The following is a 19,812-nucleotide window of genomic DNA, read 5'->3' as shown; positions in this document are numbered from 1 at the left end:
GAGATCCTTGCCCATCTGCGCGAAGCACGACGCGGCCGTACCATGATCATCGCCAGCCACAGGCTGTCGGCGGTGATGGATGCCGATCTGATCGTGGTGCTCAAGCAAGGCGGCATACACGAAGTCGGCCAGCATGCCGACCTGTTGGCCCGGCATGGCTGGTATGCCAGCCAGTGGCGCTACCAGCAACTGAAAGCGAGCCTCGATGCCGAATGAAGCCGTCTCTGACGCCAGGGTGCTGCCATGAGCCTGTTTGCCCTGCTGCTGGTGCTCACCGGCGCCCTGTGCCATGCGCTATGGAATCTGGCCGCCAAGCGAGCTGCCGGTGGCGCACCGTTTGTCTGGCTGTGTAATAGCGTCAGCGCCGTACTGGCGGCGCCCTTGGGTATCTGGGCAATCTGCCGCAGCGCCGCCTGGCCCACCACCCCGATGTGGCTGGCCATGCTGGGCAGCGCCGCGCTGCACACTGCCTATTCGCTGGTGTTGCAACGCGGTTATCGCGAAGCGGATTTTTCGGTGGTCTATCCGGTAGCACGCGGCACCGGGCCGCTGCTTTCGGTATTCGGCGCCATCTTGCTGCTGGCCGAACGCCCAAGCGGGCTGGGCTGGTTAGGGATCGCCGCCATACTCGGCGGAATTTTGCTGATTGCCGGTATCGGCCAGGGCTCGCGCGACGCGAGGCTGAGCCAGGGCCTGCTGTGGGGCGGCCTGACCGGCCTGTTTATCGCCGCCTATACCGTACTGGACGGCTATGCGATCAAGACCCTGCTCATGTCGCCGCTGCTGTTTTATGTGGTGGGGATGGCGATGCGCACCGTACTGCTGGCACCGACGGTCTTGCGCGACCGGCCGTCCTTGCAGCAGCAGTGGCGCGATAATCGCGGGCCGGTATTGATTGTCGGCATCCTGTCGCCACTGGCCTATATCCTGGTGCTGTTTGCCCTGCAGCGCGCGCCGCTCAGCTATGTCGCCCCGGTGCGCGAACTGTCGATGATGATAGGCGTACTGCTCGGCGCCCGGCTGTTCCAGGAAGGACAGAGCCTGCCACGCCTGGCTGGCACCGCCCTGATGGTGGCTGGCGTGCTTGCGCTAAGCCTGACCCACTGAGCCCCGCCTATGGACAAGCATGCCAAACATTCCGAACGCCGAGAGGCCTATGCCTTGCTGCGCCACGCTGCGGCACCGGAGCGCCGCCAGTTGCAGGCGGGCCTCGCCTGGTTATTGCTGGCCGCAGCGCTGGAGGCGATCGCCCCGCTATTGAGCCAGCACTACCTCGACCATTACCTGCTACCGCGCCGCCCGGACCTGCCTGCCATGGCGGCGCTGCTGGCCGGCGTGCTGCTACTCGGTGTGTCCACCAGCCTGATCCGCTTTATGCAGCTGACCCGGCTGGCCGGCGTAGCGATGCGCTCGGTGCGGCGGCTGCGCGAACAGGTCTATCACCATGTATTGCGCCTGCCGATGGCGTATTTCGATCGCGCCATCACCGGCAAGCTGGTCAGCCGCGTCACCAATGACACCGAACAGGTGAAGAATCTGTATGTGCAGGTGCTGTTCGTCATGCTGGACAGCCTGATCGTGGTATGCGGCGCGCTGGCGGCGATGGCCTGGCTCGACTGGCGCCTGATGCTGGTGGTGTTGCTGCTGGTGCCGGCCCTGCTGATCATCGTCTGGCTGTATCAACGCAGCAGCAGCCCGGCGATCACCCGCTCGCGCGAGCTGCGCAGCGATATCAATGCCCAGGTGGCGGAAAGCATTGCCGGCATGGCGCTGCTACAGGCGGCCAATGCCGAAACCCGCTTCAATGCGCGCTTTGCCGAAATCAACCAGCAGCACTACCAGGCGAGACTGGGCGAATTGCGCGCCAATTCCTGGCTGCTGCGCCCCATGCTCGATCTGCTCAATGTGCTGTTGCTGGTGGCGGTGCTGCATCAATTTGCCGGCCACGCCATCGGCGGCGCCAGCATCGGTGTGTTGTATGCCTTTGTCGGCCTGTTGGGCCGGGTGGTGGCGCCGCTGATCCAGATCACCTTGCAGTTTGGCCAGCTGCAGCAAGCCATCATCGCCGCCTCGCGCGTCAATAGCCTGCTGCAGGAGCCACTGCCGCTGCCCGGCGCCAGCAATCAGGGCATTGGCGCCGGTGCCATCACCCTGGAGCGGCTGCAATTTGCCTACGATGCCGCACGCCCGGTCATTAGCGACCTCGACCTGCATATCCCGGCCGGCCAGTTTTTCGGCATCGTCGGGCATACCGGCAGCGGTAAATCCACCTTGCTGAGTTTGCTGCTGCGCTTTTACACGCCACAGTCCGGCACCATCCTGATCGATGGCCAGCCGCTGGCCGATATATCGAATGAAGCATTCCGCGCCGGCATCGGGCTGGTGCCGCAGGAGCCATTCCTGCTGGCAACCAGCGTCAGCGACAATATCGATATGGGCCGCGGCCTTGATGCGGCTGCCATCGAAACAGCCGCCCGCGCTGCCGGCTGTCATGATTTTATCTGCGCGCTGGAACACGGCTATGCCACCGGGCTCGGTGAGGGCGGTGCACGCCTGTCGGTAGGCCAGAAGCAGTTGCTGGCCATCGCCCGCGCCCTTGCCGGCAAGCCACGCATCCTGTTCCTCGACGAAGCCACCTCGCATATCGATAGCGAAACCGAGCAGATCGTGCAGCAGGCGCTTAGCGCCCTGCGCGGCCAGGTCACCATCATCGCCATTGCCCATCGGCTCTCGACCATACGCGACGCCGACAACATCGTGGTGCTCAACCATGGACGCATTGTCGAACAAGGCTGCCACAGCGCCCTGCTGTCACGCGATGGCGGCATCTACCAGCGCCTGTACTGGCTGCAGGAAATGGATGAATAGGCGGCCATGTGTGATGAACCAGCAAGCAACACCGTCAGTCGCCAAGACAGACGGCCTTGCCCGAGATAGGGAAAACCCTGATCATCGCGCCCTCATTGGAATAGCATTCGGTAAAACATGGAAGCAACATTCAATATCGCCCTGTCAGGAAAGACCCTGCCCGGCTTTGCAATACCCGAAGTTCACATTGCGCTTGCCAATCTGCTCAAGCTGGAACAGGCACAAATCGAGCAATTGCTGAGTGGCCGCGAAACCATCATCAAGCGCAATCTGCCGCGCGAAAAGCTCAATCGCTATCTGCAGGCGGTCAACCAGACCGGCGCAGAAACCCGCGTCTATCCGGTTGGCGAAAGCAGCTTTCCCAGCTTGCTGGACGAGCCATTGATCGAATCGGTAAACGAGCGGGTTGCCGAAGCCGTCGCCACCGCTGCCGCCCCTGAAGTGGCTCGCCCAACCGCTGCCGCCAATGCACAGGGCGCCGTATCGATACTCGATGCGGCGCCGCCCAGCCAGTTCGAAATCACCCAGACCGGCTTGTTACCGCTCCCGGACAATGCCGAGATGATCAGCTGCCCGGTGTGCCAGTTCACCCAGATCAAGCGCACCCTGTGCCGCCAGTGCGGCGCCGATATGCCACGGGTATTGGCAGCGGCCAGCAAGGCCAGCGAAACGCCGCAGGGCTACCAGCACCTGCCGGCCCACCGGCGCCCCGATGCCGAATTCCTCGACGAGGAGGAGGCCCCCCCGCTGTTTGCCTGGCATTTTGACGGCCGCATCGGCCGCACCCGCTATCTGGCCTATAGCCTGGTGATGAGCATTCCGATGGCCATTGCCGGCATTGCCCTGGCCGTGCTGACCACCGTGCTGCAAAGCCCGGCGCTCTTGATTCCTGGAATCATTGCGGTCGCCATTCCTTCGGCCTGGCAGCTGTTTCGCCTGTGGACCCTGCGCCTGCATGATCTGGGTCTGAGCGGCAAATGGCTGCTGGTCTTCCCCATCGGCGCCATACTCGGCTTTACCCATCCGGCACAGCTTGTTGGCTTGATGGCGGTGTTCGGCATTACCCAGCTATTCCTGTGGGCCTGCCCGGGCAACCGCAATGCCAATGTTTACGGCACGCCACCGGGCGAAGATTCGATCTGGATCAAGCTGGGCGCGCTGCTCTATGTGTTGTTCACCCTGTCGAGCTCCTACCAGGGCCAGCAACAGGGGCTGCGTGCATCTGCGGCCAGGCACGCTGCACAGCCAGCCGAGCCGGCAGAATCCGACGATGCCATGGACAAGGCGTTTGGCGAGGCAGTCGATCGCGGCGCGGCAGAGCGCGGCGTGACCCTCACCCCGGAAAAGCGCGCCAGGCTGATCCAGGAGATGCGTGCACGCTACCAAAGCCAACCACCGTCGGCTGGTAGCGATGCGCATGAGTAGACCTTGCGCGGGTCACGGTCGTGAAAAACGGCGCCAGATGGCGCCGTTTTCATGTGGATACAGGGCAACAAACCATCAACCCTTCTTGGCATAGGCACTGCACCAGCCCTTGGCAGCCACCAGCTTATTGGCCAAGGCCGGACATGGGCCCCATGCCTCGCCAGCCTTGCCCTGGTACAGGGTGCAACTGCTGCATGCCTGGCCGGCGGCATATTTGGGGAATTTGGCCTTGTCGACCTTGCTGGCATCGGCCTTGTAGCCGAGGGCGGCAGCAGTCGGGTCGGTTTCACTGGCTTTTTCCGGGCCGGCAGCAAAGCTGCTGCCAGCGGCAACTGCCAAACCGGCAGCGGGAATCAGGCGGAACAGGAAGGTGCGGCGTGTGGTCATGGTCATACTCCAGTCGGGAAGAAATGCCGCTTCATGATGCGGTATCTGGCACGGCAGCGGTTTAATCTGGCGCAAACAATGCGTGGCTGAGGCGAAATGCCCACACAGCGGTACCGCCCGGAAGCTGCGGTAGTCAATAGCCGGTTGGTCGGCCCTCGATCACCGGCAATCGCTCGTCGGTGATGAGGGCCCAGATCACCCTGGCGATGGTTTCGGAGGCGATCACCGTGTGATTGTTACCGCTGGCAGCGAGCTTTTCGCGCAGCTCGCGCCGCACGGTGGCAATGCCGGTCAGGTCGAACAGCACATCGATCGCATCGGCCGAGGCGACAATCTCATCCAGCGTCTTCAAGGCAATGCCCGCTTGCTCGGCTTCGCGCTTGCCGGGAGTATCGTAGGGCTCGGCGGCACAGACGATGACAATGCCCTTGCCATTGCGTTGCAGCATCTGCCGCAGGAAGGCCGAACCGATCCGGCCCAGGCCAATGACTGCGATGCGCTGATTCACCATGATTCCCCCATTGATCCGGCCAGCCCGCCATGGGCTGTGTGCCGCCTGACAGTTGATATAGACCAGGAAAGGCACAAGCGCGGCGTGCGCTGCCGAGGCAATGGCTAACGGGCGATCAGGCTCGCTTCAGCGTAACCAAGAAGCCGGCCAGCCCTTCACCCAGATCGCCATAGCAGGCCTCGCCGCCATGACGGCGAGCGATCTGCCTGACCAGGGACAGTCCAAGGCCCGCACCGAGGTTCTCCACCGTGCCGGAGCGCCGGAAAAATGGCGCGAAGATCGATTCACGCTCGGCCACCGGAATGGCCGCCCCGGCATCGACCACCTGCAAGCGGGCGAAACCGGCATCGGCGCCAAGCATCACCCGGATCGGCGGGCGGCCGTATTTATGGGCGTTTTCCAGCAAATTGCGCAGCAGGCGCCGCAGTAAGCGGGCATCACCGGGCACGGACAGCGCAATGCCATCGAACTGCACCTGCTCGAAGCGGGCGCACTCTTCGGCAAACAGGGCCAGCAAATCGACCGGATCGCGGGCCATGTCTTCGGCCAGAGCATCGAGACGGCTGGCCAGCAAGATCTCGTCGATCAGCGTGTCAAGTTCGGCGATATCTTGGGCGAGGCCGCTGCGGCGCTTTGGGTCGATGCCGTCCTGCGCCAGCTCGATCGCCATGCGGATACGCGCCAGCGGCGTGCGCAATTCATGCGAGGCATTGGCCAGCAAGGTCTTGTGCGCGGCCAGCAAGGCCTCGATGCGCTCGGCGGCACGATTGAAGCTGGCCGCCAGCACGGCCACTTCGTCGCGCCCTTGCACGCTCACCCGCGCTGCCATATTGCCGGCACCAAAGGTTTCCACTGCCTGCTTGAGCCGCTCCAAGCGCTGGCTGAGCCTGCGCATTACCGGATAGGCACCAATGCCGATCACCAGGGCCAGTAGCAGCAAGGTCAGCACCATATTGTGGGAGAGCCGCACCATGCCAAGCGGCATGCTGCTGAGCAGATAACGGCCATCGCGCAGGTGCACCAGCCAGACCGCACCGGGGCGCCGCGGATGTGGCCAACTCAAGTGGTTGATCTTGTCATGCGGCAGAGCGAGTGGCTCGCCAACGGCTGCCAGTTGCCGGCGCTGCGCATCGAGCACGGTAAAGTCGGCAGCTATGCCATGGCTGAGGCGCTCCAGCGCCGCCTGCTGGGCAGCCGGTGAGGCATCGGGCGGCGCCAGCACATTGGCCGCCAGCTGGGCTTGCAGGGCGAAGGCCCGCTCCATCGGGCCGTCGGTGCGGTGCCAGATCACCACCGTGATCAGGGCAAACACCAAGAGGCTGGCCAGCAAGGCGAGATAGAAACGCACATAGAGGCGCGACATCAGTCTTGCACCCTGGCAAACAGATAGCCGGCGCCGCGCACGGTGATGATGCGTCGTGGCTGCTTCGGCTCGTCTTCGATCGCCGCCCGAATGCGCGACATATGCACATCGATGGAGCGATCGAAAGCATCCAGTGCTTCGCCTTTTACCAGGTCCATCAACAGCTCGCGCGACAACACGCGGCCGGCGTGATTTGCCAGTGCCAGCAACAAGGCAAATTGATAGCTGGTCAGCGGGCGCAGCTCGCCATCGAGCCGCACGCTCAGCGAAGCCGGGTCGATCTCCAGGCGGCCGAAACGCAGCGCGGCCGGGGCCGGATCTGGCGCACCACGTCGGCGCAGGATGGCACGCAGCCGGGCTAATAGTTCGCGCGGTTCGAACGGCTTGGGCAGATAGTCGTCGGCCCCCAGTTCCAGGCCGATGATGCGATCAAGCGCATCGCCGCGTGCGGTCAGCATCAGCACCGGCACCGAGCTCGTTTGCCTGAGCTGACGGCAGACATCGAGACCGTCAATATCAGGCAGGGTCAGATCCAGCACCAGCGCGTCGAAGGGCTCGGCGGCCACCTGTGCCAAGGCCACCGCGCCCTGTGCCGCATGGCTGACGCGAAAGCCGGCCCGACCAAGATAGTCCAGCAGCATCTCGGCCAGGCGGGTGTCGTCCTCTACCAGTAACAGGCGATCACTCATGGTTCCATCCTGCCATGCACAGTGGCCGCACCCGCCATCTGGGCGAGCAGTCAGCTCCGAGGGGCATGGTGTTCATGCATCTTCTGGATATTGGCTGCCAGCTTTTGCCGCTGCGCCGGGGTCAATACATCGCTGATCTGAACCGCCAGTTGCAGCAGCCGCTTCGAGGTCTGATCGACTGACTGCACCTGTTGCTGGCGCAGGGCTTCCACGGCAGTGCGATCGATATTGTCCTGGCTGAGCAGGGTCAGCAACTGCTGGTGGGCGCCGTGAAATTGCTCGCGCACAGGTTTCAGCTCTATCGCCGCCTGGCGCAGGATAGGCTCCAGCTGCGACTTTTGCATATCGCTGGCATCGACCAGCGTGAATAGCCGGTTCATCAGCCGGTCGATATGGCCCGCGGAATCTGCCTCGCCATGCATGGCCACACCGTGCAGCCCAGCCATGCTGCCGGACGCCACGGCGCCAATGCCGAGTGCCGTCGCCGCGCCAGCCACAAAGGCCAGCACCACCGCCTGCTTGCGTACACCTGAAATCAATCGCGCTTTCATGATCAATCCTCATCACGTATCGGGGGGAGTCCCGCGATCAAGGATGCACGCCCCTGGTGAGCGCCATTTGTACACCAGGTAAAGTTTTGTGAAGTGCCGGCCAGTTTGCCTGGCAGGGTAAATACCTGATCGATACCTTGCAAAAACAAACGGCACCCAAAGGGTGCCGTATTCGTGGTTTGCGAGAGCTGGTCAAGGGCGGTGGCTGATCACTGCGCCATGGCGCCGCACGCATCGCCTTAGCCCTGACGGACTGCTGTGTTGGCCAGTACCGCCGTCGCCTGCTGGGCCACCATGCTTTGGTCGGCAATATGGCTGCCGCGCAGGTCGCTGAACAGGGCAAAGGCGAACAAGGCTGCCACGCTCAGCAACAGGGTGGATTCGAACAGATTGGACATTTGATTGTTTTGCATGATGAAACTCCTTGGCTGGTTTGCCGGGCGGCCAGTCCGCCTTGCATGGATTGCATCATGCGTGAGCACCGCGCCAGTGGCGATGCGTTTGCGACCAATCAACGCAATCCCTGTCTGGAATACGCAATCGCCGGATGAAACGTCAAAAGCGATCCCTCGGCTCACCGGTCTGTCCCGCCGTAAACGGCGTCCAGATGGGCGCAGTGTCGTGATTCCCTCGCCCGCCGCACGGACCTGCAGCCTCGCCACCGCTAGCGAGCGCACTTGCCAGGCCAGCCCGCGCAGGCACAATCGCAACTTTGCAAAATCCGTGACCTTGCCATGATCTATATCCTTCACCCCAGTGCTGGCGCCGAATGGGCACAGCAGCTGCAGCAGGCATTGCCAGACCGGACCATCGCTGCAGCGCCACAGCCAGTCGATCGCCGCGCGGTGCGCTATCTGGTGTGCTGGAAACCCGCAGCCGGCGAGTTGGCCGGATTCAGTGGGCTGCACGCCATCTTTGCCACCGGCGCCGGCATCGACCAATTGCTGAGCCGCGACGACCTGCCGGCCGATGTTCCCTTGATCCGCCTCACCGACGCGGGTATGGCGCAACAGATGCTGGAATATGTGCTGTTTGGCGTGCTGCGCTATCAGCGCGATATGGACCACTATGCGCAGCAGCAAGACGCGGCGCTATGGCAGACCCGGCCGCCACGGCTGGCCAGTGCAACCCGCATCGGCATACTCGGTCTCGGCGTGATCGGTGGCGCTGTCGCACAGGGGCTGGCGCGCCTTGGTTATCCGGTCAGCGGCTGGAGCCGCACTGCGCGCCACTTCGATGGTGTCGACAGCCTGACCGGCCCCCAGGGCCTCGATGCGCTACTTGGCCGCAGCGATATCCTGGTGAATATCCTGCCCAATACCGCGGAGACTGCCGGCCTTTTGAACGCGCAACGATTGCGGCAATTACCAAAGGGCGCCGCCATCATCAATGCCGGCCGTGCCGATCAGCTTGATCTGGCCGCCTTGGTCGATCTGATCGACAAGGGCCATCTGCGCGGTGCTCAGCTCGATGTATTTCCGGCCGAACCCTTAGCAAGCGATAGCCCCTTGTGGCACCACCCCAAGCTGCTGCTCACCCCGCATATCGCCGCCGCCACCTTGATTCCCGAATCTGCCCGGCAGATTGCCGACAAGCTGGCCGCCTTGGAAGCCGGCCGCCCGGTAGCGGGCCTGGTGAATCGTAGCCGGGCGTATTGAGCACAGATCGACGCTGCAGCGCTTTGCGCGGTTCAGGAAGCGCTGCAGCCGGCACTGCGGAGCCGGGCCATTTACAGATCACCCCGCCGCCGCGCCGGTCGCTACCGGCCGGGCTGGATCGCTACACCATTCGCTCCACGAGCCGGCATATAGCCGTGCACCGGGCAGGCCTGCCAGTTCCATCGCCAGCAGATTGTGGCAGGCGGTGACGCCGGAGCCGCACTGGGCCACGCTGTCGCGTGCATCGCTGCCATCGAGCAAGGCCAGCCATTCGCTGCGCAATACCTCGGGCGATTTGAAGCGCCCATCGGCTTGCAGATTGAGCTGGAAAAAACGATTAAGCGCGCCGGGAATATGTCCGGCCACCGGGTCGATCACCTCCCCTTCACCGGCATAGCGACCCGGGGCGCGCGCGTCGATCAGCACGAATGCCTGCTGGTCGAGATTGGCCTGCACCGCTCCAGCATCGACCAGCCAGCCATCTTGTGCTCGCACCGACAAGGTGGCTGGCGCCTGCCGGGGAAGCAGCGCATCCTGCGCGCCGCCTGCCGCAATCCACGCCGGCAAGCCGCCATCGAGCACCTGCACATTGCGGTGCCCCAGCCAGCGCAATGACCACCATAGCCGCGCCGCGTAGGCACCACCGCTGGCGTCATAGGCCACGACATGATGCCCATCGCCAATGCCGGCAGCGCCCAGGCGCTGTGCCAGCAATTTTGGCGTGGGCAGCGGATGGCGGCCGTTCTTGCCGGTCTTGGCGGCCGACAGGTCTTCATCAAGATGCAAGAACAGCGCCCCGGGTATATGCGTCGACTGGTAGGCACGCCGGCCCGCTTCCAAGTCCAGCAAGTCGTGCCGGCAATCAACAATGCGCAAATTGGCTTCACCCAGTCGGGCTAATAATTCGGGGGCGGAAATCAAGGGCGACATCATTACTCTCCTGCGGGTTTCGGATTCGATGGGGCGTTGGAGTCGTTTGGCAAGGTAGCCAGAATCACGCCGAGCAGGGCAACGGCAAACGCCCACGCCTGCATGGCACTGAGCGTTTCGCCGAGCGCGCCAACGCCGACCAGGGCTGCCGACACCGGCAACATCACCGTAAACACGCCGCTCTGGCTAGCCGGCACGCTGCGCAAGCCGCTCATCCACAGCCATACTGACCACATACTGGCGGCAAGGCCATAAAACAGCAGGAACAGCCAGTTGACTACGGGCAGCGCGGCAAAGTCGAAATGCCAGGCAATAAAGGCCCCGAATGGCGTCATCAGCACAAAACCCCATAGATTGATCAGGGCAGTGATGCGGCGCGGGCTCAGGCTGCCGGTAAGCTGCTTGCCGATCACCGCATAGGCGCCCTCGCACAGCACGGCGCCAAACACCAGCAAGTTTCCCAACCAGGCGCGATCCGTGCCGGGCCCAAGGCTGGCTTGCGGCTTGGCCAGCGCCAACAGGCCGATACCCAGTGCCGCACAGCCAACCGCCAGCCATACGCGCAGCGAAATCCGCTCGCCTAGGAACAGCCAGCTCAACAGCGCCACCGCGGCCGGAATGCCCGCCATGATGACCCCGGCCGATACCGCCGTGGTGAGGCTGACGCCATAGAGCATGCAGATGGTGAACAGGAAGTTGCCAAGAAACGATTCGAGAAACAGCAGGCCACGGGTACGCCTGCTCATCGGCGGCTCATCCGCCGGGCGTTTGAGCCAGCGCGCCATGGCGATACCGCCAATGCCAAAGCGCAACCAGGCCAGCAGGCACACCGGCATGGCCGCCGTCAGCGGCTTGGATAGCGCCACATAACAGCCGACCAGCGACATGCTGAGCGCCAGGCAGCCATAGGCCAGCGGGCGCTTCAAGGACACCACTTTCGCAGCAAGCGCAAACACATCACACGCATGAACATCGCCACCCGGCAAAACAATAAAGGCGCAGTCTACCGGAGGCGGCCGCCAGACAGTGTGTGCTGCGTGGTACAGGTCTGGCCCGGATGTCGCGCCGGCCTATGCCTTGCCGTGTTTTCCCCGCTACTGTGGATCCGACCCGCTCCCGGCAGATATGCTGTTCCTTGCGCATCGAGACCCGCCATGCTCCCCCTATCACGCCCCATCGACACCGACAGCGAAGCGGCCGCTTCCGTACCGCAGTTCTTTGTGTCGGTGATCAATGAATCGAACCAGACGCTGACCCTGGCCGCCGTCAACGCATCCGCTGGCTGCGGTTGGGTGCAGGAGCCGTATCCGGGCGAAACCCTGGCGCCGGGCGATGAGCGCGTATGGTGTGGCATGCCTGCCGGCCTGCATTACCCGATCAGCCTGCACCTGGTACTGTCCGCGGCGTCGGGCGGCGAAATTCATGTTTCGCTGCAACGGCCGGCGGGCGCGGCGGCCCGCTTGCAGGTGGACAACCTGGGTGCCGACGCACTGCTGGCGCGTGCCTTATTGCAAAGAGCCGACTCCAGCAGCCCCTTCGTGATGGTCTTGATCGGGAAATCCGATTCCATCGCCGCTTAGATCAGCAGCCAGGCGCGCTGACGCAAGCGCCACCACGCCGCATCGCATCAGTAACCCGCCGCCTTGGCCTGAGCCAGAAAAGGCGCAAAAGCACCGAGGCTGAGCCCGCTGCCGCCCGACAAAGGGCCGCTGTAGTAGACCTGGCCATCCTTCACACCCAGATAGCTATTGGTTTGCCGGTAGTAGCGCAGACGATAACCCGCTTGATCACTGGTCGTCTGGCTGGTCGGCGCAAACAGGCTGGCTGCGGTCTTTTCTGCCCAGTTGAAGAAGCTGTTCAGATCGGCATCGCTGATTGCCATGGCGTCAATATCGAGTTGCAAGGTCGCCGAGCTGGTGCCTACCCAGTTGCTGACCAGCAGATCAACCAGGAAGCGCCCGGAAACGCGCGGTGTGCCGCTGATCAGGCCGGTTTTCGGGTCGGCGGTCAGCCCGTCTGGCAGACCATTGGCGATAAAGCCGGCATTGGCCGCCGTCGCGCCAGGCTGATAGCGAAACGGGCTGCCAAGGCTGGCGCTGGCGGAAGTGGCGCTGCTCAGTAGCGGAATATCCCCCATCTGCCCATCCGGCCTTGCCGGGGTATAGCTATGTGTGTAATTGCCGTAGTTGTTTGAAACGACGCCATTCGCGCTCGATCCGGTGTAGCTGGCCTGTCCAGGCAGAATGCTCACCTTGACGAGGCCGCGCTGACCCGTCGCCAGCACGCCGGCATGTTGTACCGCTGCGGCCAGATTGGAATCGAGGGTATAGATGCCACTCCCCCACAACTGACCGGAAGGCGCCGCCGTCACGTTGAAATAAGCCACCGCGCCGATATGGCCGGTATAGGCGACGAGGCTGCCCGGATCATCCAGCGGGTTATCGCGCATGCCGGGAAATGCCGCCAATGGCGTGGTGCCAGCGGGATTGGAAACCGTGTAACTGGCAGTCCAGTTGCCATAGTTGCCGCTCTTGATGCCATTGCGCTCCGACCCGGCGTAACTGGCAAGGCCAGGCACCAGCACCACTCGCACAATGCCGCTTGCCCCATCGGCCAGCACGCCGGCATGCACGGCGGCCGCCGACAGCGCGGTATCGTCGGTATAGGTATTGGTGCCCCACACCACACCATTGCGCTTGCCGGTTACCGTAAACAGGTAGACGCCACCGACATTGCCACGATAGGCGGCCAATCCACCCGGATCGGGCAGTGCCGGGTTATCGCCACCGTCATCGGCCGCCAGGGTATAGCTGCGGTCGGTCGCACCATAGGCAAGGCTGCTGACGCCATGGGCGGTGCTGGCAAGATAGGCAGTCTGCGGCCCAAGAATATTCACTTTGACGACACCGGTCTCGCCATCGCGCAGCAGACCGGCGTGCACCGCAGCCGTGGCCAGCACCGAATCGCTGGTGTATGGGCCGCTTCCCCAAACGCTGCCGCTGGCCGAACCGGTGACCCGGATATACAGACTTTTGCCGATGAAGTCCGGCCAGGCACTGAACGCACCAAGGCTTACCGGAATGGGGCTGACGGTGCGCGCCTCGCCCACGGCCGCCGATAGCAAGCAAACCAGCCACAGTGCGCCGAGCATGCGTCTCATCATTCACCTCGCCAGCTCAATCCGATCACTGGATAGTATGCGATGCCCGATCAAACGCCATGAAAAAAGCCACCCGGCTGGGTGGCTTGGCTGGCGTGCTACCTGGTGACGATCAGGCAGACAGGGCGGCGCTCAAGGCATCGCGCTTGTCGGCCAGCGTTTGCGGCAGGCGGTCAGCCAGCTTGGCAAACCAGTCGGCGTGCGCTGCCACTTCGCCGCGCCAGGCGTCGACATCGAGCTGCATCATGGCGTCGAACTGCTCGGCGCTCACTTCATCGAGACCGGTCCAGTCGAGGTCGGCATAGCTCGGCATCCAGCCCAGCACGGTTTCGCGTGCTTGCGCCTTGCCCTGTACCCGGCCGACCATCCATTCCAGCACGCGCATATTCTCGCCAAAGCCTGGCCACATGAACTTGCCATCGGCATCAAGGCGGAACCAGTTCACGCAGAAAATACGCGGCGGATTGGCCACTTGCTGGCCGATCTTCAACCAGTGGTTGAAGTAGTCGCCCATGTGATAGCCGCAGAACGGCAGCATGGCGAATGGGTCACGACGGGTCACACCTTGCGCGCCAAACGCAGCAGCGGTGGTTTCCGAACCCATGGTGGCGGCCATATAGACGCCTTCGCCCCAGCCGGCTGCCTCGAATACCAGCGGCACAGTAGACGAGCGGCGACCGCCGAAGATAAACGCCGAAATCGGCACGCCACTGGCGTCGTTCCAGGCCGGGTCGAGCGAGGGACACTGGGTGGCCGACACGGTAAAGCGCGAATTCGGGTGGGCCGCCTTGCGACCGGTTTCACGGCCGATGGCTGGCGTCCAGTCCTTGCCCTGCCAGTCGATCAGATGCTCGGGCACCTCCTTGCTCATGCCTTCCCACCACACATCGCCATCGTCGGTCAGCGCCACATTGGTGAAGATGACGTTCTCACGCAGCATCGCCATCGCGTTCGGGTTGGACTTCTCGCTGGTACCCGGCGCCACGCCGAAGTAGCCGTTTTCCGGGTTGATGGCATACAGCTTGCCGTCGCTGCCCGGCTTGATCCAGGCGATATCGTCGCCCACCGTGGTGACCTTCCAGCCCTGATAAGCCTTGGGCGGAATCAGCATGGCGAAGTTGGTCTTGCCGCAGGCCGATGGGAAGGCAGCTGCCACGTACGACTTCTCGCCAGCCGGGCTTTCCACCCCGAGGATCAGCATATGTTCGGCCAGCCAGCCCTGGTCGCGCCCCATGGTGGAGGCGATGCGCAGTGCGAAGCACTTCTTGCCGAGCAGGGCATTGCCGCCATAGCCGGAACCGTAGGACCAGATTTCACGGGTCTCGGGGAAGTGGACAATGTATTTGGTATCGCGATTGCACGGCCAGGCCACATCGGCCTCACCCTCGGCCAGCGGCGCGCCGACCGTGTGGATGGCCGGCACGAAGTCGCCATCGCTGCCCAGCACGTCGTACACGGCACGGCCCATGCGGGTCATGATGCGCATCGATGCCACCACATAGGGTGAATCGGTGATTTCGATGCCGACATGGGCAATATGGGAGCCGAGCGGACCCATGCTGAACGGAATGACATACATGGTGCGGCCGCGCATGCAGCCATCGAACAGGCCATTGAGAATGCCGCGCATCTCGTGTGGCGCCATCCAGTTATTGTTCGGACCGGCATCTTCCTTGTTGGCCGGGCACACATAGGTGCGATCTTCCACCCGCGCCACATCGCTGGGGTCGGAGAAAGCGGCATAGCTGTTCGGGCGCTTTTCCGGGTTCAGCTTGGTCAGCGTGCCGGCCGCCACCATCTGCGCCAGCAACTCGGCGTTTTCTTCATCGGAGCCATCCACCCAGTGAATCCGGTCAGGCTTGGTGAGAGCGGCCACCTTGGCCACCCAGTCGAGCAGGGCTTGATGCTTGATATAGGCGGGGGGAGCAAACTGCATGAGGACCTCGGCGTGAGTAGGCTGCGCGGCCGAACTACAAGGTAATACGACCAGACAAACTGAAATCGGGGCGTAATTGTCGCAAATTCGCGCCGATAAGTCGCGCAAAACAGTAGCAAGCAAGTGCTTGACTACATTCATACTCAGCAAAAACAGCGTGCGTCGGCATTCTGCGCTGCAAGGCCTTTCCCCTCAGCCAACTTCCGCGCCACGCCAGCATCTGCCGGCACTACCCTGCCAGAAATGCAACAGTGCGCCATGGCATCCATGCAACAGCAGCGCATATAAATTTAGCGTTTGTTTACGTTTCCATAACAATCAATCACGCGACGGTCATCGCGCCAATCTGCGGCTGACGTGGCAATACAGGCGTTTGAGCAACCTTCATTTCTACTGGATAAGGGACTACCGCATGAAACTCACCCATCTGGCGCTGGCCATCAGTGCCATCGGCGTGGCCATCCCGGCCCTGGCCGCCGGCGAAGTACAAAAGATCGAGAAAATCGAAGTTACCGGCTCCAACATCAAGCGCAGCACGCGCTCGGCATCGCCAGTCCAGACGGTGACCGCCGTGGAAATCCGCCAAAGCGGCGCCAATTCGATTCCGGAACTGCTGCAGAAGATCCCGGCACTCGGCGCCGGCAATGGCATCGATTCAGCTGATGGCGGTTTCTCACGCGGTGTGTCCACCGCCTCGCTGCGCGGCCTCGGTTCCGCCTCGACCCTGGTACTGCTCAACGGCCGTCGCCTGGCGCCAGCCGCCTATGCCGACCCGAACTCGGGCCAATCCACCATTTATGACCTGAACAGCCTGCCGCTTTCAGCAATCGAGCGGATTGAAATCCTCAAGGATGGCGCATCGGCCGTGTATGGCTCGGATGCGGTTGCCGGGGTAATCAACTTCATCACCAAGCGCAATTACAACGGCGCAGAAGGCAGCGCCAGCCTGGCCGCCAACGACAATGGCAAATTCGGCCGGCAACGCGCCAACTTCTTCGCCGGCTTTGGCGATATGGACAGCAATGGCTACAACGTCATGGTTGCCGGCGACTACTCGCATCGCGACCGCGTATCCATTACCGATCTGAAAGATGTCGCCACCGATGAACTGAAATATCTGAACGGCTGGAACAGCAATTATTCGAGCATTGCCAGTGAGATCCCGCTGTTTTACAAGGAAGCACGCCCTGGCAGCGGCTCCTTCAATCGCTTTGCCGGCCAGAATCTGTCCGGATGCGCGGCATCGCAAATCGTCACCGGCAGTACCGCGTCCCCGCAGTGGCTGACGGCCACTAACCCGCTGGTCGGCCAGAAATTCTGCGCCTATAACGCCTATGGCTTTTCCGAGGCTGCCGGCAAAGCAGACGACGAGAGCATCATGTCGCGCGGCACCTTCCGGTTCTCGGACAACCTGACCGGCTTTGCCGAGGCCGCCTATGCCAAGAGCGACCGGTACTACACCTCTGCCTCACGCACCATCGATGGCCGAACCCCCACAGCAGTGTTCCCGCTCGGCGGCGCACCAGCCCAGTTCAATGCTGTCCTGCCGGTGGGTCACCCGGATAACCCGACCAATGGCACGGCCACACCGCAACGTGTTGCCGTGGTCTACCGCTTTGTCGACACCCCGTCCGCGCGCAAAAACACCAATGAAAATACCCGCCTGCTGGCCGGACTGAAAGGCAGTAACTGGGGCTGGGACTGGGAATCGGCGCTGACCTGGAATGAGTCCAAGCGCAAGGAAACCAATGGCGGCTTCCTGGACTATGCCACTGTCAAGAACGCACTGGACAACAATGTCCGCTTGGCCGACCTGGCAAAATCGCCGACCTTGGCGCGTACTGCAGTCATGACCGGCAAGAGCACCTTGACCGAATGGGATGCCAAAGCGTCGACCGAGTTCGGTGAACTGGCCGGCGGCGCCATCGGCTTCGCCACCGGTATCGAGTTGCGTGAAGAGAAGATGGAAATCGTGCCCGATCCTGCCACCGCCAGCGGCTCGATCATCGGCCTCGCCAATCAGGCCAGCAATGCCAAACGCAATGTCAGTGCGGTATTCGTGGAAGCACGTGCACCCTTCCTGGAAAACCTGGAAGCGGAACTGGCTGGTCGCTACGACAAGTACGACGGCTTTGCCGGAAACTTTGTCCCGAAAGTGGGATTGAAGTGGTCGGCCACCAAGTCGCTGACCCTGCGCGGCACCTATTCCGAAGGCTTCCGCGCTCCGGCACTGGTGCAGATCAAGCAAGGTGCCACCCAGTTCTTCCTGAACAGCTTTTCCGACCCGGTGCGTTGCGGCAAGGATGGCGCAGAAGCACTTGATTGCAGCAAGTCGGTATCCGGTATCGCTTCGGCCAATCCGAACCTGAAGCCGGAGAAGTCCAGGAGCACCACCTTTGGCCTGGTATGGGGCCCCCTGAACAATCTCGATGTGATCATCGACTACTACCGCATCCGCAAGGACAAGGAAGTAGACCTGCTCGATGGCACCTTCGTGGTCAACCACCCCGAGCTGTATGCAAGCTATATCTTGCGCAATCCGAATCCGGATTCCTTCCTCAAGGATGCCAGCGGCAAGCCGATTCCGGGAACCGGCCCGCTGTGGTCGGTAGGAACGCCCTATATCAACTCCGGCAGTACCGTGGTGAAGGGCGTCGATATCGAGCTGGCACTGCGCAACAATCTGGGCGAGTATGGCAAGCTGTCATCGCGCCTGAACCTTGGTTATGTGATCAGCTATTCCAAGGGCCAGCAAGAAGGCGATCCGCTGTACAACGTTGTCGGTACACGAGGTGGTCTGGCCAATTTTGCCACTTCCACCGGCGACATTCCGCGCACCAAGTTCGGCCTGTCCAGCACCTGGACCCGTGGCGATCACGCGCTGACCGGCAAGATCAACTACGTGAGCAGCGTATCGCTGGTGCGCCAGACCGACGACGGCATCACGCTGAACGACCCGCAGTTCTGCCACTACGGGCTTCCGTCGCGCGTGCCGGAATACACCAAGCTCCATCCGGACTGCAGCGTGTCGTCGTGGACCACCTTCGATATGGCTTACAACTACAGCGGCATCAAGAATCTGACGCTGGGCTTCAATATCGTCAACCTGTTCGACCGCGCCGCTCCGTACGACCCCAATGGCGGCACCTCGTCAGGCAACTTCATCGGCTATGACAGCACGCTGCATAGCGCCGCCGGGCGTGTATTCAGTGCCAGTGCAAATTACAAGTTCTGGTAAAGCAGTTTGGATCAGACCTGAAGCAGCCTCCGGAAACGGAGGCTGTTTTTTTATCTGCTCCCATGCAGGTGCTGAACAAAACACCCAACGCACAATGCGGGGGAGCCGCGGCCGGGATAGAACGGCGAAAATCAACGATCCATCCTCAATCAAGCTGGCCCCGGCTCTGCAGGGGCATGCGCTAGTCGCCGGTAATTTGATTCATTCTGCGCCTGCTTATCCGGTAAGCAAAAAAAGCGCCAGGTTTCCCTGGCGCTTTTCGTCACACTACTAGGCAGATCTTAGTAACGGTAAGTCACGTTGCCGTAGAAGAAGCGACCACGGATATCGTGCACCTGGGCAAAGCCGAGGGTACGCGAGTCGTTGTTGGCAAACGGCGGCTCGCGATCCAGCAGGTTCTTGATACCACCTGCCAGTACGAAGGACTTGAAGCCCTTGTACGAAGCAGACAGATCCACGGTGGTGAAGGTACCGATCTCGCGATCAGCATCGGTCACCGGCTTGTCTGCCGATTCACGCGACTTGTCGAACATCGGGCCCAGGTGGTTCAGGGTCAGGCGAGCGGTGGTATCACCCATTTCCGCGTCAGCCGTGAACACAGCCTTGTAGCGCGGCAGGTTGATCAGGCCCAGGCGACCATACAGCGGTGCGCCCGGCAGATCAGACTGCTTGTACTTGTCGTAGTAGGTAGTATCGGCACCGAACACCAGGCGAGTACCGGCCACGCGGGTACGGAACTGGGTGTTGAAGTCGAAACCACGGATTTCGCGCTTGCCCAGGTTAGCCTGGCCGGTCAGGATCTTGACCACGGTACCTGCTGCATCACGCTCCACGCCAAGCGAACCCTGGAACGGCGTCAGCTTGCCCGGTGCATAGGGCGTATTGCTCAGCACATATTGCGTCGGGACCAGACCGATTTCTTCATCCTTGTTGATGATGAAGTAGTCAGCGCCGATGCTCAGCGACTTGGTTGGCTCGAATACGAAGCCGACATTGATGCTGTCAGCCTTTTCCGGCTTCAGCAGCGGATTGCCACCGGAGAAGCGGTCGTATTGCAGACGCGGGCAAGGATTCTGGTTGCGGGCAGCACAACCGG

17 protein-coding genes and 1 pseudogene are annotated in these 19,812 nt (G+C 62.3%); 7 read left to right on the top strand and 11 right to left on the bottom strand.

Annotation, left to right across the window (positions count from 1 at the left end):
* The 4 genes and pseudogenes from ACE3OH_RS07215 to ACE3OH_RS07200 form a co-directional block, all read left to right on the top strand.
* Positions 1–216: pseudogene (locus ACE3OH_RS07215) on the top strand (ABC transporter ATP-binding protein); the annotation flags it as partial.
* A gap of 27 nt (positions 217–243) precedes the next feature.
* The gene (locus ACE3OH_RS07210; RefSeq protein ID WP_374350130.1) at positions 244–1,107 is read left to right on the top strand and encodes a DMT family transporter; all 864 of its coding nucleotides are present in this window, start codon (positions 244–246) and stop codon (positions 1,105–1,107) included.
* 9 nt (positions 1,108–1,116) lie between these two features.
* Entirely contained in the window at positions 1,117–2,868 is a 1,752-nt protein-coding gene (locus ACE3OH_RS07205; protein ID WP_374350127.1) for an ABC transporter ATP-binding protein, read from the top strand.
* Positions 2,869–2,985: 117 nt separating this feature from the next.
* The gene (locus ACE3OH_RS07200) at positions 2,986–4,293 is read left to right on the top strand and encodes a DUF805 domain-containing protein (RefSeq protein ID WP_374350124.1); all 1,308 of its coding nucleotides are present in this window, start codon (positions 2,986–2,988) and stop codon (positions 4,291–4,293) included.
* 75 nt (positions 4,294–4,368) lie between these two features.
* Here ACE3OH_RS07200 and ACE3OH_RS07195 read toward each other — a convergent pair whose 3' ends face one another.
* The 6 genes from ACE3OH_RS07195 to ACE3OH_RS07170 all read right to left on the bottom strand — a co-directional run bounded on the left by ACE3OH_RS07195 (position 4,369) and on the right by ACE3OH_RS07170 (position 8,207).
* Positions 4,369–4,680, bottom strand: a complete 312-nt coding sequence (locus ACE3OH_RS07195) for a high-potential iron-sulfur protein (RefSeq protein ID WP_374350121.1) — start codon at positions 4,678–4,680, stop codon at positions 4,369–4,371.
* A 133-nt stretch (positions 4,681–4,813) separates the two neighbouring features.
* On the bottom strand, positions 4,814–5,266 hold the full coding sequence (locus ACE3OH_RS07190; protein WP_374350118.1) for an NAD(P)-dependent oxidoreductase: 453 nt from the start codon (positions 5,264–5,266) through the stop codon (positions 4,814–4,816).
* 40 nt (positions 5,267–5,306) lie between these two features.
* Complete coding sequence (locus ACE3OH_RS07185; protein WP_374350115.1) at positions 5,307–6,554, bottom strand: sensor histidine kinase; 1,248 nt, start codon at positions 6,552–6,554, stop codon at positions 5,307–5,309.
* Positions 6,554–7,243 carry a response regulator gene (locus ACE3OH_RS07180; protein ID WP_374350113.1) on the bottom strand — a complete coding sequence of 230 codons (690 nt, stop codon included), beginning with the start codon at positions 7,241–7,243 and terminating at the stop codon, positions 6,554–6,556. The genes ACE3OH_RS07185 and ACE3OH_RS07180 overlap by 1 nt, the downstream gene beginning before the upstream one ends.
* Positions 7,244–7,293: 50 nt before the next feature.
* Positions 7,294–7,794 (bottom strand): Spy/CpxP family protein refolding chaperone, encoded by a 501-nt coding sequence (locus ACE3OH_RS07175; protein WP_374350110.1) that lies wholly within the window; start codon positions 7,792–7,794, stop codon positions 7,294–7,296.
* A 239-nt stretch (positions 7,795–8,033) separates the two neighbouring features.
* A complete protein-coding gene (locus ACE3OH_RS07170; protein WP_374350107.1) occupies positions 8,034–8,207 on the bottom strand; it encodes a hypothetical protein in 174 nt (57 codons plus the stop codon).
* Between the two features lie 321 nt (positions 8,208–8,528).
* On the opposite strand from ACE3OH_RS07170, the gene ACE3OH_RS07165 reads away from it, so the two are divergent.
* Positions 8,529–9,452 carry a 2-hydroxyacid dehydrogenase gene (locus ACE3OH_RS07165; protein WP_374350104.1) on the top strand — a complete coding sequence of 308 codons (924 nt, stop codon included), beginning with the start codon at positions 8,529–8,531 and terminating at the stop codon, positions 9,450–9,452.
* Between the two features lie 78 nt (positions 9,453–9,530).
* Here ACE3OH_RS07165 and ACE3OH_RS07160 read toward each other — a convergent pair whose 3' ends face one another.
* Together ACE3OH_RS07160 and ACE3OH_RS07155 are read right to left on the bottom strand one after the other, a co-directional pair.
* Positions 9,531–10,385, bottom strand: a complete 855-nt coding sequence (locus ACE3OH_RS07160; RefSeq protein ID WP_374350102.1) for a sulfurtransferase — start codon at positions 10,383–10,385, stop codon at positions 9,531–9,533.
* Positions 10,385–11,308 (bottom strand): DMT family transporter, encoded by a 924-nt coding sequence (locus ACE3OH_RS07155; RefSeq protein WP_374350099.1) that lies wholly within the window; start codon positions 11,306–11,308, stop codon positions 10,385–10,387. The genes ACE3OH_RS07160 and ACE3OH_RS07155 overlap by 1 nt, the downstream gene beginning before the upstream one ends.
* A 228-nt stretch (positions 11,309–11,536) precedes the next feature.
* Here ACE3OH_RS07155 and ACE3OH_RS07150 point away from each other — a divergent pair, with 228 nt between their 5' ends.
* The gene (locus tag ACE3OH_RS07150; RefSeq protein WP_374350096.1) at positions 11,537–11,962 is read left to right on the top strand and encodes a hypothetical protein; all 426 of its coding nucleotides are present in this window, start codon (positions 11,537–11,539) and stop codon (positions 11,960–11,962) included.
* 47 nt (positions 11,963–12,009) lie between these two features.
* On the opposite strand, the gene ACE3OH_RS07145 is transcribed toward ACE3OH_RS07150, so the two are convergent.
* Both ACE3OH_RS07145 and ACE3OH_RS07140 read right to left on the bottom strand, forming a co-directional pair.
* On the bottom strand, positions 12,010–13,545 hold the full coding sequence (locus tag ACE3OH_RS07145) for an LCCL domain-containing protein (RefSeq protein ID WP_374350092.1): 1,536 nt from the start codon (positions 13,543–13,545) through the stop codon (positions 12,010–12,012).
* A gap of 109 nt (positions 13,546–13,654) precedes the next feature.
* Positions 13,655–15,478 (bottom strand): phosphoenolpyruvate carboxykinase (GTP), encoded by a 1,824-nt coding sequence (locus tag ACE3OH_RS07140; protein WP_374350089.1) that lies wholly within the window; start codon positions 15,476–15,478, stop codon positions 13,655–13,657.
* A gap of 412 nt (positions 15,479–15,890) precedes the next feature.
* Here ACE3OH_RS07140 and ACE3OH_RS07135 point away from each other — a divergent pair, with 412 nt between their 5' ends.
* Positions 15,891–18,716, top strand: a complete 2,826-nt coding sequence (locus ACE3OH_RS07135; protein WP_374350087.1) for a TonB-dependent receptor — start codon at positions 15,891–15,893, stop codon at positions 18,714–18,716.
* 281 nt (positions 18,717–18,997) lie between these two features.
* Here the strand turns inward: ACE3OH_RS07135 and ACE3OH_RS07130 are convergent.
* On the bottom strand, positions 18,998–19,812 hold an 815-nt coding region (locus tag ACE3OH_RS07130), incomplete at its 5' end, for a TonB-dependent receptor domain-containing protein (protein ID WP_374350084.1).

The sequence above is a fragment of the Chitinimonas sp. genome, from assembly GCF_041904975.1.
GTDB lineage: Bacteria > Pseudomonadota > Gammaproteobacteria > Burkholderiales > Chitinimonadaceae > Chitinimonas.
The sequence above is the reverse complement of the archived record's forward strand: the minus strand, read 5'-3'. Positions and strand labels throughout refer to the sequence as shown.

What these genes read in the sequence shown, in the direction of transcription:
- ACE3OH_RS07145 (WP_374350092.1), bottom strand. Translation starts at nt 13,545, where the DNA reads ATGATGAGACGCATGCTCGGCGCACTGTGGCTGGTTTGCTTGCTATCG.
- ACE3OH_RS07195 (WP_374350121.1), bottom strand. Translation starts at nt 4,680, where the DNA reads ATGACCACACGCCGCACCTTCCTGTTCCGCCTGATTCCCGCTGCCGGT.
- ACE3OH_RS07150 (WP_374350096.1), top strand. Translation starts at nt 11,537, where the DNA reads ATGCTCCCCCTATCACGCCCCATCGACACCGACAGCGAAGCGGCCGCT.
- ACE3OH_RS07135 (WP_374350087.1), top strand. Translation starts at nt 15,891, where the DNA reads ATGAAACTCACCCATCTGGCGCTGGCCATCAGTGCCATCGGCGTGGCC.
- ACE3OH_RS07165 (WP_374350104.1), top strand. Translation starts at nt 8,529, where the DNA reads ATGATCTATATCCTTCACCCCAGTGCTGGCGCCGAATGGGCACAGCAG.
- ACE3OH_RS07160 (WP_374350102.1), bottom strand. Translation starts at nt 10,385, where the DNA reads ATGATGTCGCCCTTGATTTCCGCCCCCGAATTATTAGCCCGACTGGGT.
- ACE3OH_RS07175 (WP_374350110.1), bottom strand. Translation starts at nt 7,794, where the DNA reads ATGAAAGCGCGATTGATTTCAGGTGTACGCAAGCAGGCGGTGGTGCTG.
- ACE3OH_RS07170 (WP_374350107.1), bottom strand. Translation starts at nt 8,207, where the DNA reads ATGCAAAACAATCAAATGTCCAATCTGTTCGAATCCACCCTGTTGCTG.
- ACE3OH_RS07140 (WP_374350089.1), bottom strand. Translation starts at nt 15,478, where the DNA reads ATGCAGTTTGCTCCCCCCGCCTATATCAAGCATCAAGCCCTGCTCGAC.
- ACE3OH_RS07180 (WP_374350113.1), bottom strand. Translation starts at nt 7,243, where the DNA reads ATGAGTGATCGCCTGTTACTGGTAGAGGACGACACCCGCCTGGCCGAG.
- ACE3OH_RS07205 (WP_374350127.1), top strand. Translation starts at nt 1,117, where the DNA reads ATGGACAAGCATGCCAAACATTCCGAACGCCGAGAGGCCTATGCCTTG.
- ACE3OH_RS07210 (WP_374350130.1), top strand. Translation starts at nt 244, where the DNA reads ATGAGCCTGTTTGCCCTGCTGCTGGTGCTCACCGGCGCCCTGTGCCAT.
- ACE3OH_RS07200 (WP_374350124.1), top strand. Translation starts at nt 2,986, where the DNA reads ATGGAAGCAACATTCAATATCGCCCTGTCAGGAAAGACCCTGCCCGGC.
- ACE3OH_RS07185 (WP_374350115.1), bottom strand. Translation starts at nt 6,554, where the DNA reads ATGTCGCGCCTCTATGTGCGTTTCTATCTCGCCTTGCTGGCCAGCCTC.